This is a genomic window from Granulosicoccus sp. 3-233 (genome assembly GCF_052681095.1).
Genome location: NZ_JBQYLE010000011.1, coordinates 137,197 through 152,544 on the forward strand (window position 1 = coordinate 137,197; position 15,348 = coordinate 152,544).

Here is a 15,348-nt window from a genome sequence, read left to right on the forward strand (position 1 = left end):
TCATGGTCCCGTTGTCGATTGTTCTTCCCTCCGCTTGCCGCGTCACACGATAACAAGTAGTAAGGTTTCCTACAAATGCATCATTTCCAACGTGCGTACCGATAGCCGGAATCGACCAACGATTCCAGCACCCACAGTCGCTTCACCCCAGACGATCAGATCACGGTTGCCTATGGATTCCAGCGCAGATGCAGATCATCGATATGAAAGACATGCGTATGCTGCCGTTGCTCCCCCTGCGCTTCATGCGCCTTGAGGTGCGGATGGTCACGTGGCAGATCCGGGTGAGTATGGACTCTCTCAAGCGGATCCTCCATCGGCCAGACCCGCGAGGCCAGAATCGTGATCAGGAGGCAGACGCCGCCCAGCACACCCAGCGCCGTGGCCGGTGCCAGAATGGCTCCAAGCCACCCCGCCAGCGGGTAAGCCAGCAACCAACCCGCATGGGACATCGAGAACTGGGCAGCAAACACGGCGGGATGGTCTTCCTTCTCCGCCGAGCGCGTCAATACCAGGCCACCCGGCGTCAGCACCAGCGACGAGGCAACGCCAAACCCTCCCCACAACAGCATCACCATGGGCAAGGTCAACGGCAGAAAGATCAACAGAGACATCAGCCCGAAAGCCACACAGCCGCTGACCATCAGCGAACGCTCGCTGAACCGCTTCAGCAGCCCGGGTACCGACAAGGCACCCAGGGCCGCGCCAGTACCATAGGAAGCCATCAACCAGGTGTAGAAATCGCTGTCATCGAATTGCAAGCCTGCATAGACCACGGTATTGACCAGCACCCAGGCCAGAGCGCAGGAGAGAGCCAGATTCAGAATGAACAGGCCCCGCAGACGCGGCGTGCGAAAATAGATATTCAGACCACGAGTCAAGCGCTCGACAAACGGCCGCTTCTTCCCGGCCGAGGCTGATCTCGGCAAGCCGCTGAGGGCCAATGTCACAACGGACCCGGCCAGACACAAGGCGGCCAATGGGAACAGGCTGGACGAGACCACGAACAGCAGCGCCAACGCTGCCAGTATCGGGCTGACCATCGATTCGAAGGTGTAGGCCAGCCGAGACAGCATCAACGCCGAGGCATAGGTTTTCTCGTCAGGCAGGATGGCCGGAATCATGGCCTGGAACAACGGCGTGAACGCCGCAGAGGCCGTATAGAAGAAAAATGCAAGCATGGCGAATTGCCAGATATCACTGCTCATGCCGAACAACAGCAACAGCACGAAACGGAACACATCCAGCCCGATCAGGACTCGACGAGCCTCGAAGCGTGACAACACCACCTCTGCCAGCGGTGCCAGCAACACATACACCACCATTTTCAGGGCGAAAATGCCACCCAGCAGCTTGCCTGCTCCCGCTACACCACCCAGTTCGTAGGCCAGCAAGGCCAGTCCGACGGTCATGATGCCGATACCCAGCAGCGACAGGATCTGTGCTGCGAACAACCATCGGAAAACAGGATGTCGTAGGGGGTTCATCAAACGTTGCTCTCTCCTGCCAGTCGAGGATCACTCCGTTCCCATGAGGATACAGGGTGAAACTGAGCCGTCAGGGTATCAACGATGTAATGATCCCGATAGTCATTTGCGATGCGCGACAGTTTGTCCACCGCATCAATGACCGCATCCACCTTGTCATCACTCATCAGCGCAGACAGGTTCAGCCGCACCCAGCCGGGCTTGTCTATCTCGCTGCCTGAAGCCAGGGATGTCAGCAGATTCGCCGAATGACTCTCATCAAGGCCCAGCAATCGATGCGCATAGGAGCCGGCGCAAGCGCACCCTCCTCGTGCCTGAATGCCATGGACATCACTGAGCAGACGCGTGAAGTACTGGTGATGTACATGTCCTCCGGCGCCGTCTCGCACTCTGAAAGAGAAGATCGGCAGACTGTACTCGGCACTCGTCGACCCCATGAGATCGATGAAGGGATTCTTGCGCCAGACTCGCAGGGCTCTTTCGCGCAGCTCATCCTGACGCTGAGCGAGCCATCCTCTGCCAAGAGCCTGCTTCACCATCATGACCAGTGCCGCCCGGATATCTCCCACGACATTCGGCGTTCCAGCCTCTTCGCGGTGCACGAGGTCGTCAGCATAGACGTGCGTCCAGGGTGAGACAAAGGAGACGGTGCCACCACCCGGCCAGGTAGGTACCGAGCTCTGCACGATCGCATTGCGTACAACGGTGACGCCCGATGCACCGGGACCGCCTGGAAACTTGTGTGACGAATAGACGATGGCGTCTCTGGCCTCCTCGGTGCCGGCCTTGACGGACATCGGCAGATACGGAGCGGCGCAGGCGTAATCCCAGATCGACACGGCACCGTGACGCCGCATCAATCGACAGACCGCATCCACATCCGTGACGATTCCGGTGACATTGGACGCCGCCGAAAAGGCACCAACCACGCAGTCGGCCGTCGCGTGCTCCTGCAGTCGGCTCTCCAGCACGGCCAGATCAGGCCCACCCTGTGTGGATTCGGGCAATTCGATGATCTGCGCACCGCTTTCGCGCCAGGGCAGTAGATTGGAGTGGTGCTCATAGGGCCCCACCAGCACAACCACGCGCCGGCCTTCACGTACCAGTCGAGGCAGTCCCAGCAGATTCACCAGCCGGTTGATGCCAGCAGTCGCGCCGGAGCCTGTGAACAGCACACTGTATTCATCATCGGCGCCCAGCTCATCGGCCAGATACTGGCGGGCCGCCTGGCGCGTCCTTGTACAGAAACTGCCGCAATAGGAAGCCTGGGTATGACTGTTGGAGTAGTACGGCAGGATTCTCTCAAGCACGAAAGACTCGATCTGATGCAGCGCGCGACCGGATGCCACGTAATCGGCATAGATCAGGGGACGCGGCCCGAAGGGTCCATCCACCATCGCATGGTTACCGATCAGGCCGCTGCGCACACGCTCTTGCAGGTCTTCACCCGCCAGCTGCGCAGAAAATTCCGACAAGACCGATTCCGACATGACTGCAAACACGAAGTGTGGAGGACCCGAAAATACTATGTCATGCTGACCCCATATTTTTCACATAATTACCCCTGTATGGAATCAAATTCCTATCATATGATAGAAAAATGACCAATAAACTTGATAAAATCGATTTCCGCATACTCGAAGCGATGCAACGGGACTCCTCTCAGTCACAGCGCAGCCTGGCGGAAAAGGTGGGCTTGTCACAGAATGCCTGCTGGCGTCGCATCAAGGCACTGGAAGAAGCCGGTGTCATCAGACAGCACACGGTCATTCTCGATCGCAATCGCCTTGGCGCCGGCCTGGTGGTATTCGTCATGATCCGCACCCGTCATCATTCAACCGAGTGGCTCAACACCTTCAGCGATCACGTCTCCAGCATCCCGGAAGTGGTTGATTTCTTTCGTATCGGCGGGGAGTACGACTACATGCTGAAGGTCGTCACCCGGGACATGAACAGCTACGACACGGTTTACCGTCGCCTGATCGAGTCGGTGGAGCTCGAGACGGTCACATCCGTATTCGCCATGGAAGCCATCGAGGAACAACGCCCCATTGCACTGGGTCATCGATCAGCCTGACAAGGGCACCCGCCGCTGCAGGTAGTGATCGGCTGACGGTCAAGCCGAGCCCGGGGCCAGTCGATACACTCTCCGGTTTCATCGTCACGACGTTGATTCTGCATTGCACCTGCACCTGCACCTGCACCTGCACCTGCACCTGCACCTGCACCTGCACCTGCACCTGCACCTGCTTGTGCTTGTGCTTGTGCTTGTGCTTGTGCTTGTGCTTGTGCTTGTGCTTGTGCTTGTGCTTGTGCTTGTGCTTCTGCTTCTGCTTCTGCTTCTGCTTCTGCCCATGATCGTCGATCGATGTTCGGTCAAACGATTCAGGTGAAATAACACAGGCTCACTGCAGTGCAAGAAAACTACACAAACAACTTTCCCAGTGTAATCAATGCCTTGAAGGAACAAGTCTTATCCCGTTTTTGTGAAATTCACAGTGTGAATTTTCTTTTGTAAAATTCTAGTCCATTTTTCCCTACACTGCCGTTAAGCCTTGAGACAGGCACAAACCACTGCAAGCGTTTCCGGGAGCATATTCCATGGGCATGAATCAGCACTTTCGTACTACCGCCAGTTGGGATCAAGCCATCAACCTGCTGGACCACAGCTTTCCGCTGACCGAAGGCTCACATGGCAACGTGACTGCCTATCTGACCTATTTCGACCATCTGGTCGCGATTCAGGCAGACGGCACCAGCACTGGCCTTGCCCACCCTTCGCAATTCGTGGAAGCCAGTGGCCTGGAAGATGCTCCCAGTTGCATTCGTCTGGAACACAAGGGCTTGCAGGTTGAAATCGAACCCGGTCGCAGGCAGGCCGGTTCAGATCAGGACGTTCCTGAACATCGCATGCAGTTGCTGACCGATATCGCAACAGCCTGAAACAATACAACTCCAACCCACAATCAGATCTCAATCACCAACAAGAAGTCTATACCTGACCAGGACCTACCCATGAATCAGTACCGCACACTTTCATCCGCCGCCGCCGACACCATTGCACGCAATGGCAACAGCTGGTCTGCCATCAATCCCGAATCAGTTGCCCGCATGCAACTGCAGAACCGCTTTCGTACAGGACTGGACATCGCTCGCTACACCGCCGCGATCATGCGTCAGGACACGGCCGACTACGACAAGGATCCCAGCAAGTACACACAGTCACTGGGTTGCTGGCACGGTTTCATCGGACAGCAGAAACTGATTTCCATCAAGAAGCACTTCGGCACCACCAAGGGTCGTTATCTGTATCTCTCCGGCTGGATGATCGCCGCACTGCGTTCCGAATTCGGCCCTCTGCCCGATCAGTCCATTCACGAGAAGACATCGGTACCGGAGCTCATCGAGGAGCTGTACACCTTCCTCAAGCAGGCCGATGCCCGCGAACTGCGTCATCTGTTCACCGAACTGGACCAGGCGCGCGAAGCCGGCAACCAGGTGCTTGAAAAGTCCATCATGGACCAGATCGACAACTACCAGACGCATGTCGTGCCCATCATTGCCGACATCGATGCCGGCTTCGGCAATGAAGAAGCCACCTACCTGCTTGCCAAGAAGATGATCGAAGCGGGTGCCTGTTGCCTGCAGATCGAAAATCAGGTTTCCGATGTCAAGCAATGTGGCCATCAGGACGGCAAGGTCACGGTTCCTCACGAAGATTTTCTGGCCAAGATCAATGCCATCCGCTACGCCTTCCTCGAACTGGGTGTTGATGACGGCCTGATCGTTGCCCGCACCGATTCCCTGGGTGCCGGCCTCACGCAGAAGATTCCGGTATCGCGGGAAGCAGGCGATCTGGGCGACCAGTACAACGCCTTCATTGCCGGCGAAGAAATCGAATCCATGGATCAGGTGAATTCAGGCGACCTCGTCATTCGCCAGAGCGGCAAACTGATCAAGGCGGCACGCCTGCCCAACGGACTGGTTCAATTCAAGCCTGGCACCGGTGAGGATCGCTGCGTTCTGGATTGCATCACGGCACTGCGCAATGGAGCCGACCTGCTGTGGATCGAAACCGAAAAGCCTCATGTCGGTCAGATTGCCGGCATGGTGAACCGTATCCGTGAAGAGATCCCCAATGCCAAGCTGGTTTACAACAACAGCCCGTCATTCAACTGGACTCTGAACTTCCGCCAGCAGGTGTTCGACGCCTGGCAGGAAGAAGGACGGTCGCTGGACGAGTACGATCGTGACAACCTGATGAGTGTGGACTATGACGATTCCGAACTGGCACAGGAAGCCGATGCGCGCATCCAGGCCTTCCAGTCCGATGCTTCTGCTCATGCCGGCATCTTCCATCACCTGATCACCCTGCCGACTTATCACACGGCGGCGCAATCCACTGATGCCCTGGCGAAGGAGTACTTCGGCGAGCAAGGCATGCTGGCCTATGTACGGGATGTTCAGCGTCGTGAGATTCGTGACGGACTGGCCTGTGTCAAGCATCAGGACATGTCCGGCTCCAACATCGGTGACGATCACAAGGAGTACTTCTCAGGTGCCCAGGCGCTCAAGGCCTCTGGCAAGGACAACACGATGAATCAGTTCGGCTGATCGTTTCCAGCAGAACCGCGTTTCGATAAAGGAGGCCCTCTGGCGACAGAGGGCCTTTTTCGTTGGCAGGTCCACAATCACGAATTCCGAAGCAGTTCCGGGGAAGGCAACCTGTCAGACCTTGACACGCAGGGTCAGTCAGCCGATATTTTTCAGCAGACCCTGATTGAAGCTCTGCTCACAATGGACAGCGAGACCGCCGACATGCCCCCGGAGCCCCCCAGTACCGCACTGATTCTCGGCGGCGGCGGAGCGCGGGCTGCCTATCAGGTAGGAGTACTGGACGCCATTCGGCAGGTCATCTGCCAGACAAGAGGGAGCAGCTGCCCTCTGCCATTCAAGGTTCTGTGTGGCACATCTGCCGGTGCCATCACGGCCACCTCCCTGGCCAGTCATGCCGCATCCTTCGATACCGCAATGACCAGACTTCTGCAGGTCTGGAGTGACTTCCAACCGAATCAGGTCTACCGCACCGACGTCGGTGGAGCCCTGGCCAATGCCAGCCGCTGGTTGAGTGCGCTGTCCATGGGTTGGCTCATCAAGGAACCGCCACGCTCCCTGTTCGACAATCGCCCACTCAGGCAACTGCTGGAGCAGAACATCGACTTCAACAGTATCGATCACGCCATTGCCCGCGGCCATCTGGAGGCACTGGCCATCAGCACGTCCAGCTATTCATCCGGCCGACACATCGTCTTCTACCAGTCACACCATCCCATCACACCGTGGACCCGGTCGCGGCGCCTGGCATCACGCACGACCATCGGCGTGGATCACCTGATGGCCTCCAGCGCCATCCCGTTCGTTTTTCCGGCAGCCCGACTGCAGATCGACGGGAAAAGCGGTTTTTTCGGCGATGGTGCCATGCGGCAGAACGCGCCGATCAGTCCGGCCATTCATCTGGGAGCCACGCGTATCGTGGTCATCGGCGCCGGTCAGATCGAGGAAAACAGCGGAGAAGATGCCGATACGCCCCCCTCTCCGGATGCTGACGACCAGACGGACTATCCCGCTCTTGGCCAGATCGGTGGTCATGTCATGGCAAGCATCTTTCTCGATGGCATGGCCGCTGATGTGGAACGGCTGGAACGCATCAACCGGACACTGGACATCATGACGCCCGAACAGCAGCAACAAAGCGGACTGAAACCGCTCGACCTGTTGACCATCACTCCCAGCAAGCGACTCGACAGTCTGGCAGAACCCTTTGTCCGCAACCTGCCACGTACCACGCGCAGTGCCTTGCGGGTTCTGGGTGCCACCGGACCACGGGGTGTCGGACTGAGCTCCTACCTGCTGTTCGACAAGCAATATACTCAGACACTGATTGCTCTTGGAAGGCGTGATGGCCTGGCGCGCAGTGACGAGATAGCGGCCTTTTTCGAAGACCGTAATCCGGAGTGACTTTCCGAGCGGTCACACCACAACATGACTGCACGGCTTGTTGGCTGTGCGTAACACAAGAGATGAACATGAGCGCTTGGCAGACTTGCTGCCATACTCGACCATTCATCCAGCATGGAGACAATGAAACGTGAAGAATTTCCTGAAATTCCTGTTCGCTGTTGCGGCCATGGTCACTCTGGCCTCCTGTGCGGCAACCGAATCGAACCGGGTCATAGAAGCCCAGACAGTCAGCACTTACAACACCAGTTACCAGGGACCCCGTTACGCCCTGGTAATCGGTAATTTCCAGAATCGCTCCAGTTATCAGCGGGGCCTGTTCTCCGATGGTACCGATCGTCTGGGAAGCCAGGCCAGAACAATCCTGAAGACACATCTGCAGCAGACCAATCGCTTTGATGTCGTCGATCGGGACAATCTGCAGCAGATTGCCGAAGAGGCGCATCTGTCAGGCACCACTCAGGCTCTGGAAGGCGCGCAAGTCGCTGTCGGCGGCGATGTGACAGAGTTCGGTCGCAAGACCACGGGCGATCAGCAACTGTTCGGCATACTGGGCTCGGGCAAGAAGCAGATTGCCTATGCCAAGGTTGCATTGAACCTGGTGGACGTACGCACATCCCGAGTCGTCTATTCTGCACAGGGAGCCGGTGAATACGCCCTGTCCAACCGGGAAGTGGTCGGATTCGGCAGCACGGCGGGGTACGACGCAACGCTCAACGGCAAGGTTCTGAACCTGGCAATCACCGAAGCGGTCAACAATCTCGTGGAAGGTCTTGAACAAGGCGCCTGGTCTCCGGTTGAGCCATGAGCATGCGCAAGACGTCCCCGGTCAGGACTCGCCTGCAACTGGCCGGAACCAGCCTGCTGTTGGTAATGTTTCTCAGCGGCTGTGTCACACCCGAGCCACCTCTGTACCGTTGGGGAAACTACGAAGAACTGATCTACAACGGTTACAAGAACCCCGGCAGCTCAGACCCGGTGAACGATGCACTGGCCCTTGAAGAAGACCTGAGAAGAACCGAAGCCGAAGGCATGCAGATTCCCCCGGGCGTGCGTATTCATCTGGCTTACCTGTATGTCGAACAGGGCAAGACCGGCGAAGCCAGAGCCCTGCTGGAAAGCGAGCGCGAGCGTTTCCCCGAGTCTGCCGCATTTGTCGAGCGCCTGATGGCAAGCATGGAGCACGGGCAATGATGCACGGATTCAAACGCAGCGCAGCCATGACCGTGATAACGGCCAGTACATTGCTGGGCGCCTGTACGACCCTGCCTACGGAAGATCCGTACACACTGTATCGGCAGAACATGCCCTACTCGATACTGTTACTGCCACCAGCGAATGAGTCGCTGGATGTCAATGCTCCCTATTCCTGGCTGACTACCGCAACGATGCCGATTGCAGAACAAGGCTACTACGTGTTTCCAGTGGCCATTGTGGATGCGTTCATGAAGGAAAACGGTTTGCCGAACCCGGAAGACATGCATGCCGCGCCACTGGACAAGCTCGGTGAAGTATTCGGAGCGGACGCCGTGCTGTACGTCACCTTGACGGAATTCGGTCAGAAGTTCGAATTGCTCAGCTCGACCACCCGCGTCAATGCACGTGCGTCACTGGTCGATATCGATACGGGTCAGGAAATCTGGACAGGCGCACTGAATTACGCGGATAACAACAACAGCAGTGCGCAGGGAAGCCTGCTGGGCAGCCTCATCAATGCGGCAATAACGCAGGTCGGCGGCACCTTGAGTGACCGCACGCATGATGCCGCTGCCATCGCCAATGTCCAGCTGTTCACCAACTCGCGCAACGGGCTGCTGAAAGGACCACGCCACCCCGGCTTTGCGGAGCAGATGGCAGTTGCTGCGGAGGCTACGGATGCTGCGGATGCTGCGGATGCTGCGGATGCTGCGGATGCTGCGGATGCTGCGGATGCTGCGGATTAGAGCAGCTTGGCCGAGACGCTGGAACAAGCCAAGTCTGAACTAACCTTCTTCGCGGGCGATCCGGATCTTTTCGACAATTCGGCTGCGGTGCTCCTGCAGCCGTTCCAGATCATCAGTCTCGAACAGTTGCAGGCCTACCAAGGTGGACGCCTGAAAGAACAGACCGACTGGCACATCCATGTTGCCCTTCTCGATCTTCTGCAGCACGCCTCGGGCAATATCGGCCCGCACCGCCAGATCCGCTTCGCTCATGCCACGCTGTATGCGCGCCAGCTTGATCATCTGGCCCAGCAACAACACCGTTTCGGTTGTAAAAGCAGTATAGGTGGTCTCATGTGTCGGCATGCAGGCAGCCCCCGGCGAAGGTATCAGAAACGGACTTCACCCTTCCCAGCTGCACAGCCTGTGCCACAGTTCGGTCGCCCCCCCCTGGTCAAGGCTTGACTGTGCCCCTTCCGAACGACCGTTCGACCTGCTCTGACGGCTCTGACGGCTCTGACGGCTCTGACGGCTCTGACGGCTCGAACGGCTCGAACGGCTCGAACGGCTCGAACGGCTCGGGTCAGAGCGTATACGTTTCCTGCTGCGTCTGAAATTTCTCGATGGTATCCATATTGACTTCTATTCCCAGACCCGGCTTGCCCGGTATGTCGACTCGACCGTCGCGCATCTGCCAGGGTTCGGCAATCAGGTCCTGACGGAACGGATGGCTGGACACGTCGTACTCCAGAATCGGTTCAGCAGCATTCAGCGAGTGATGCGTCACGGGAATGGTGGCGATGAACTGCAGAGATGCCGCCTGAGCTATGGCCGTTCCCCAGACATGCGGGTTGAGCATGACACCGTTGGCCTGCGCCATGGTCAAGACATCACGCACTGCCGTGAAGCCGCCACAGGAACCGATATCGGGCTGTGCGACATCCACCGCATCTGCCCGGAACAGCGCGTTGTAACCGTAGAGCGAATGTTCGTTTTCACCCCCGGCAATCGGCATGTCCAGTGCCGCCCTGACCGCCGCATAGCCTTGCAGGTCCTCGGGTGCCACAGGCTCCTCATACCAGCGAAGCGCAAAATCGGACAGGCCTCGGCCCAGACGAATGGCATCACTGCGACCGTAGGCATGATTGGTGTCAATCATGAGTTCGATACTCGGGTCATCCAGAGCATCCCGTATCGAGTGCATGACCTGCAGATCATCACGGACTCCGAATCCCAGTTTGATCTTCATGGCCCGAAACCCCGATTCACGATGGCGCAGGGCTTCCTCGGTCAGTCGGGCGGTCTCCCCCTGCCCTGCCAACCTGTAGAAACCGGTGGCATACGGCTGTACTGATGTGCGACAAGCTCCCCCCAGCAAGGCTGAAACCGGTGCCTTGTAATGCTTGCCCGCAATATCCCACAATGCAATGTCGATGGCGCTGATGGCCGACATCACGGACCCTTTACGTCCAAAATCCCGTGTACGGTTGTACATCGCATGCCACAGCACCACCGGGCTCAACGCATCCTGTCCCAGTATCAATGGCGCCAGGGCATTGCCGATGGCAGCAGCAGCAATCTCGGGCGGCTCCAGTCCCTGGGTAAAGGCCTCTCCCCAGCCTTGCAGGCCCGATTCACTGGTAAGGCGTACCAGGGTTGCCGCACGCTGATGAACCCATCCCTGCGAAAACGCAAACGGGACATCCAGTGGTGCCTTGACTACAAAGACTTCAACTCGGGTGATTTTCATGCGATTTCCTGAGGGTAGTCCAGGTGATGGGGATCGGACGCCGGCATGACTCCTGCGACCTCCCGGTTGGTTCAATGAAATTCCTGCAATACGCTATCATAGCGATTGCTCCACTACAGGCTCCAGAGACATGAGGCCCCAACGCAGCGACGAAGGTAAACGTCGAGCTGACGATATCGTCAAGGAGGTAGAACAACGCATTCTCGATGGCCGCCTGGCTGTGGGTGCAATCCTGCCATCCGAAAGAGTTCTCATGGATGAATTCGGTGCCAGTCGCACAGTCATCCGCGAAGCCATCACGGCGCTCTCCAACCGGGGATTGCTTGACTGCAAGCCCCGGTTCCGTCCCACCATCCGCAAACCCGGAATGGAAACGGCGCTGGATATCACGACGCCCATTGTCCAGCAGCTGCTCGCCAACCGGGGAGGCGTGGAAAACCTCTACCGGATGCGTGTGTTCATCGAGACAGGCCTGGTCAGACATGCTGCCACCAATGCCGACAAGGACGGCATCAGTCAGCTGCGGCAAGCGCTCCAGGCCAATGAAGCCGCCATCAATGACTCGGACAGCTTCTACCGGACCGACACGGCCTTTCACGCGGTGCTGTACGAGCTGGCCGACAACCCGATACTGCCCGCGGTACATGCCGGCTTCACCGCATGGCTGGCCCCTCACTGGGACTGCATGCCACGCCTGCCGGAGCGCAATCAGCAGAATTACCTGGCTCATGAGCGCATCTTCAACTGCATTCTCGACCGTGACCCGGATGCTGCCGAAGCCGCACTGAAACAGCACCTGGACAGGGCCTGGGAGCTGGTGCGCGGAACCTTCAAGGATTCCTGATCCGAACCCGCACCGGTTTTCTCCACAGCTTCTGACACCATCCGCCTGTCAATTGCCTGTTTCTCAGCCATTGCCTTGAGCGCTGACCGATTGGCTACCAGTTGGTTACCGAGCCATCGGCACGACGAAGGTGTTGCATCTCGACATGCAGCGGAGTGGATGCCCGGATGGCCTCCTCGTTGACCTCGACGCCCAGCCCCGGCGCATCCGGTACGACATAGACAGGCCCTTCCATGGCGACCTGCACTGGAAACAGCTCAGGATCATGAAAACCGAGATCCTCCACGCAGGATTGTCGCGTTTCCTGCCAACTCAGGTTGGGAACCGCTGCGGACATGTGGACGGTCGCCGCCGTGCAGACCGGTCCCAGCGGGTTATGTGGCATGAGGTCGATGTAGTGACGCTCGCTCCAGCCAGCCACCTTCATGGCTTCCGTGAAGCCCCCGATATTGCAGATATCCAGGCGCATGTACTGCGTCAGCCCCTGTTCCAGGTAGGGAGCTGCCTGCCACTTGGACGCAAATTCTTCTCCGATGGCAAAGGGAATGTCCGTCATGCTGCGTAGCGCCGCGTAGGACTCCGGCGTCTCGCAGCGAATCGGCTCTTCCAGAAAATCCAGTGTTCCCGGTGGCAAGGAATTGCAGAAACTGGCCGCTTCCGCCACTGAGAGCCGGTGGTGATAATCAATGCCCAGACACAGTTCTTCGCCGAACTCGCGGCGGACGGCCTGCAGTTCACGTGCAGTGCGCGCTATCGACAAGCGCGGATTGAAAACCGGCGTGTCATCGAAATAGGCAGGTACCACACGAACGCAATCCCACCCCTGGTCCACCAGCGTGTGAACCTCCTTGAGCATGTCCTCCAGATTGTCTGCCGTCGAACTGGCAAAAGTGGGAATACACTCACGTTGCCGACCACCCAGCAGTTGATGAACCGGCACCCCGAGGCGTTTTCCCAAGGCATCGTACAGAGCAATATCGATGGCAGACATGGCCGCCGTGAGTACGCGTCCTCCCTCGAAGTACTGACTTCGATAGGTTTCCTGCCAGATTCGGCCAATCTGCCGGGAATCCTGACCCAACAGAAAGCGGCAGAAATGTTCAACGGTAGCGGCAACCGCGCCCTCTCGCCCGGACAGACCGGATTCCCCCCAGCCCACGATACCGTCTTCGGTTGTCAGCTTGACCAGTAGCTGATTGCGTTTTCCCACTCTGGCGAGCAGCGGCTCAATAGCAGTAATCCTGGACATGATTTTCCGACTCAAGGGGTTCTTGACCAGAATCGTACTACATTATTTTTAATTTAGTACATTATTTCAATGATTTTATCGTTTACTTTGTTTGATCCGTGTTACCAGGTTGCTCTCGACGAACATGTTCAGACCCCTTCCCGAGCAACAGACTCGCGGTAACGGTCAGCAGGACAACAAGCATTTGCACGATGTAGCAACGAGTCCGGCAGGCGGGTTTCAACAAGCCGCTCAGCAGCCGCTTGCCAGGGCGGAGCGAATTCAACTCCACGGCAATGCATCTCCTGCAGACATGGTCAGACAGGAAGTGAAGGAGAAGGAGAAGGACGGAAGAAAGGAAGACTGGGAGACTGGGAGACTGGGAGACTGGGAGACTGGGAGACTGGGAGACTGGGAGACTGGGAGACTGGGAGACTGGGTGAACGGGTGAACGGGTGAACGGGTGAACGGGTGAACATGCTTTGCCATGCATGACCCCGATGTTCACCCTGCCTTGCCAATCAGGCTTTATCGACAGCACACAGACGATCTGATCGCCTTTTCAGTCGGATCCGCCCGAGGCAGGATACCGACGCGAAACAATCTCCCAGCGCCGAGCCGCTGATGCGACCTCTACATCATGCAGATCAGTACGCCATGTATACGGTGCGCTTCTGCAGATAACCTTCCAGGCCGTGCACGCCATCCTCACCACCCAGACCACTGAGTTTGTGGCCATTATGGTATCCGTTCACGTAGCCGACGATACCCTTGTTGAGGAAGATCGTACCGGTCTCCAGTCGCCTGATGGCGTCCATGTAGATGGACGGATTGCGTGTCCACAAATAGGCCGAGAGTCCGTCCGGGCGCGCATTCGTGATACTCAGGGCCTCCTCATAACCTTCGATTCGCACCACCGGCAATACCGGTCCGAAAAGCTCGTCTCGAACCGCTTCCGACTCCGCTCTGGCGTTCAACAGTACCGTTGGCTCATACCAGTGCCCCCGACCGAATTGATAGCCCTCCCCACGCTTGCCGCCCATTGCCAGTTCGGCTCCCTCGCTCAGACTGCGTGACACCATCGACTCTATGCGTTGCAAGGAAGATGCAGTGCTTACCGGCCCCATGCCGCTGTTGCTCATGGGGTCGGCCAGTCTGACCTGAGCCGCTCTTGCCAGCAATTTCTCCGTGAATTCATCCGCGACAGCTTCTGCCACCAGTACACTTTCGTTACAGATGCAGACCTGACCCGCATTGGCAAATCGCGCAACCACCGCAGCTTCGACAGCCGCATCGATATCGGCATCGTCCAGCACGATGAAAGGCGCATTGCCACCGAGCTCCAGTGACAGTGCGGCCAGGTTTGCGGAGGCCGCAGCGGCGATGGCCTGGCCTGCCCGAATCGATCCCGTGACGCTGATCATTTTCGTGATCGGACTTTCCACCAGCTTTTGCCCCAGCTCAGGCCCGGTTCCTGTCACCAGGTTCACCACGCCGGCAGGCAAACCAGCCTGCTCCACCAGACGACAGAACTCACTGCCGGTCACCGGGGTGGACTCGTGTGGCTTGAGAATCATGACATTGCCAGCGATCAGCGCCGGACCCAGCTTTCGCCCGATCAGGGCCAGAGGATAGTTATAGGCACAAATGCCCAGTGTGACCCCATAAGGAACCCGATGGATGAACAACTGTTCATTGGGCGCATCTGCCGGCAGAATCTCTCCCTGTATGCGTCGAGCAGCCTCGGCAGCGTAGCGCATGTAGCGAATCGTATCGTCGACCTCGAATCCGGCTTCAGCCAGGGTCTTGCCCTGCTCCAGCACCAGCAATCTGGCGAAGTGGTCGCGCTCTGCCTGCAGACCGTCGCATATCCGGTACAGATAATTGGCACGTTCAACCGCCGGCAACAAGCCCCACGACACCCGCGCCTTCTCGGCAGACTGCAATGCGCGTTCGGCGTCCTCGGCCGAACACGCTGGCACCTCGGCAATGATTTCACCAGTAGCCGGATTGTCGATCGCCAGGCGCTCTCCACTGAGCGCATCGCACCACTGGTTGTCAATGTAGCATTGATAGTATTTCATCTGATTCTCCAAACG

General features: G+C 57.8%; 15 protein-coding genes. 9 read left to right on the forward strand and 6 right to left on the reverse strand.

Annotation, left to right across the window (positions count from 1 at the left end):
* Positions 1-170: 170 nt before the first annotated feature.
* Positions 171-1,487: an MFS transporter gene (locus tag ACUNV4_RS24060; RefSeq protein WP_430881188.1), complete on the reverse strand. Its 1,317-nt coding sequence runs from the start codon at positions 1,485-1,487 to the stop codon at positions 171-173.
* Positions 1,487-2,962: an aminotransferase class V-fold PLP-dependent enzyme gene (locus tag ACUNV4_RS24065; RefSeq protein WP_430881189.1), complete on the reverse strand. Its 1,476-nt coding sequence runs from the start codon at positions 2,960-2,962 to the stop codon at positions 1,487-1,489. Before ACUNV4_RS24065 ends, ACUNV4_RS24060 begins: the two co-directional genes overlap by 1 nt.
* A gap of 125 nt (positions 2,963-3,087) precedes the next feature.
* Between ACUNV4_RS24065 and ACUNV4_RS24070 the strand changes: the two genes are divergently transcribed.
* The 7 genes from ACUNV4_RS24070 (at position 3,088) to ACUNV4_RS24100 (ending at position 9,448) form a co-directional block, all read left to right on the forward strand.
* Entirely contained in the window at positions 3,088-3,564 is a 477-nt protein-coding gene (locus ACUNV4_RS24070; RefSeq protein ID WP_430881190.1) for an Lrp/AsnC family transcriptional regulator, read from the forward strand.
* A 524-nt stretch (positions 3,565-4,088) separates the two neighbouring features.
* On the forward strand, positions 4,089-4,430 hold the full coding sequence (locus ACUNV4_RS24075) for a hypothetical protein (protein ID WP_430881191.1): 342 nt from the start codon (positions 4,089-4,091) through the stop codon (positions 4,428-4,430).
* Between the two features lie 72 nt (positions 4,431-4,502).
* Positions 4,503-6,101 carry an isocitrate lyase gene (locus ACUNV4_RS24080; protein ID WP_430881192.1) on the forward strand — a complete coding sequence of 533 codons (1,599 nt, stop codon included), beginning with the start codon at positions 4,503-4,505 and terminating at the stop codon, positions 6,099-6,101.
* Between the two features lie 183 nt (positions 6,102-6,284).
* Positions 6,285-7,505, forward strand: a complete 1,221-nt coding sequence (locus ACUNV4_RS24085; protein WP_430881193.1) for a patatin-like phospholipase family protein — start codon at positions 6,285-6,287, stop codon at positions 7,503-7,505.
* A gap of 130 nt (positions 7,506-7,635) precedes the next feature.
* Complete coding sequence (locus ACUNV4_RS24090; RefSeq protein ID WP_430881194.1) at positions 7,636-8,313, forward strand: CsgG/HfaB family protein; 678 nt, start codon at positions 7,636-7,638, stop codon at positions 8,311-8,313.
* A 2-nt stretch (positions 8,314-8,315) separates the two neighbouring features.
* Positions 8,316-8,699 carry a DUF4810 domain-containing protein gene (locus tag ACUNV4_RS24095; RefSeq protein ID WP_430881195.1) on the forward strand — a complete coding sequence of 128 codons (384 nt, stop codon included), beginning with the start codon at positions 8,316-8,318 and terminating at the stop codon, positions 8,697-8,699.
* A complete protein-coding gene (locus ACUNV4_RS24100; protein ID WP_430881196.1) occupies positions 8,696-9,448 on the forward strand; it encodes a DUF799 domain-containing protein in 753 nt (250 codons plus the stop codon). Before ACUNV4_RS24095 ends, ACUNV4_RS24100 begins: the two co-directional genes overlap by 4 nt.
* Positions 9,449-9,487: 39 nt before the next feature.
* Here the strand turns inward: ACUNV4_RS24100 and ACUNV4_RS24105 are convergent, their stop codons facing one another.
* Together ACUNV4_RS24105 and ACUNV4_RS24110 are read right to left on the reverse strand one after the other, a co-directional pair.
* Positions 9,488-9,793: a helix-turn-helix domain-containing protein gene (locus tag ACUNV4_RS24105; protein ID WP_430881197.1), complete on the reverse strand. Its 306-nt coding sequence runs from the start codon at positions 9,791-9,793 to the stop codon at positions 9,488-9,490.
* Between the two features lie 217 nt (positions 9,794-10,010).
* Positions 10,011-11,177 carry a mandelate racemase/muconate lactonizing enzyme family protein gene (locus ACUNV4_RS24110; protein ID WP_430881198.1) on the reverse strand — a complete coding sequence of 389 codons (1,167 nt, stop codon included), beginning with the start codon at positions 11,175-11,177 and terminating at the stop codon, positions 10,011-10,013.
* Positions 11,178-11,307: 130 nt separating this feature from the next.
* Here ACUNV4_RS24110 and ACUNV4_RS24115 point away from each other — a divergent pair, with 130 nt between their 5' ends.
* A complete protein-coding gene (locus ACUNV4_RS24115) occupies positions 11,308-12,021 on the forward strand; it encodes an FCD domain-containing protein (protein WP_430881199.1) in 714 nt (237 codons plus the stop codon).
* A 94-nt stretch (positions 12,022-12,115) separates the two neighbouring features.
* Here ACUNV4_RS24115 and ACUNV4_RS24120 read toward each other — a convergent pair whose 3' ends face one another.
* Entirely contained in the window at positions 12,116-13,270 is a 1,155-nt protein-coding gene (locus tag ACUNV4_RS24120) for a mandelate racemase/muconate lactonizing enzyme family protein (protein WP_430881200.1), read from the reverse strand.
* A 124-nt stretch (positions 13,271-13,394) separates the two neighbouring features.
* Here ACUNV4_RS24120 and ACUNV4_RS24125 point away from each other — a divergent pair, with 124 nt between their 5' ends.
* Complete coding sequence (locus ACUNV4_RS24125) at positions 13,395-13,700, forward strand: hypothetical protein (RefSeq protein WP_430881201.1); 306 nt, start codon at positions 13,395-13,397, stop codon at positions 13,698-13,700.
* A 196-nt stretch (positions 13,701-13,896) separates the two neighbouring features.
* Here the strand turns inward: ACUNV4_RS24125 and ACUNV4_RS24130 are convergent, their stop codons facing one another.
* Positions 13,897-15,333 carry an aldehyde dehydrogenase family protein gene (locus ACUNV4_RS24130; protein ID WP_430881202.1) on the reverse strand — a complete coding sequence of 479 codons (1,437 nt, stop codon included), beginning with the start codon at positions 15,331-15,333 and terminating at the stop codon, positions 13,897-13,899.
* Positions 15,334-15,348: the final 15 nt, after the last annotated feature.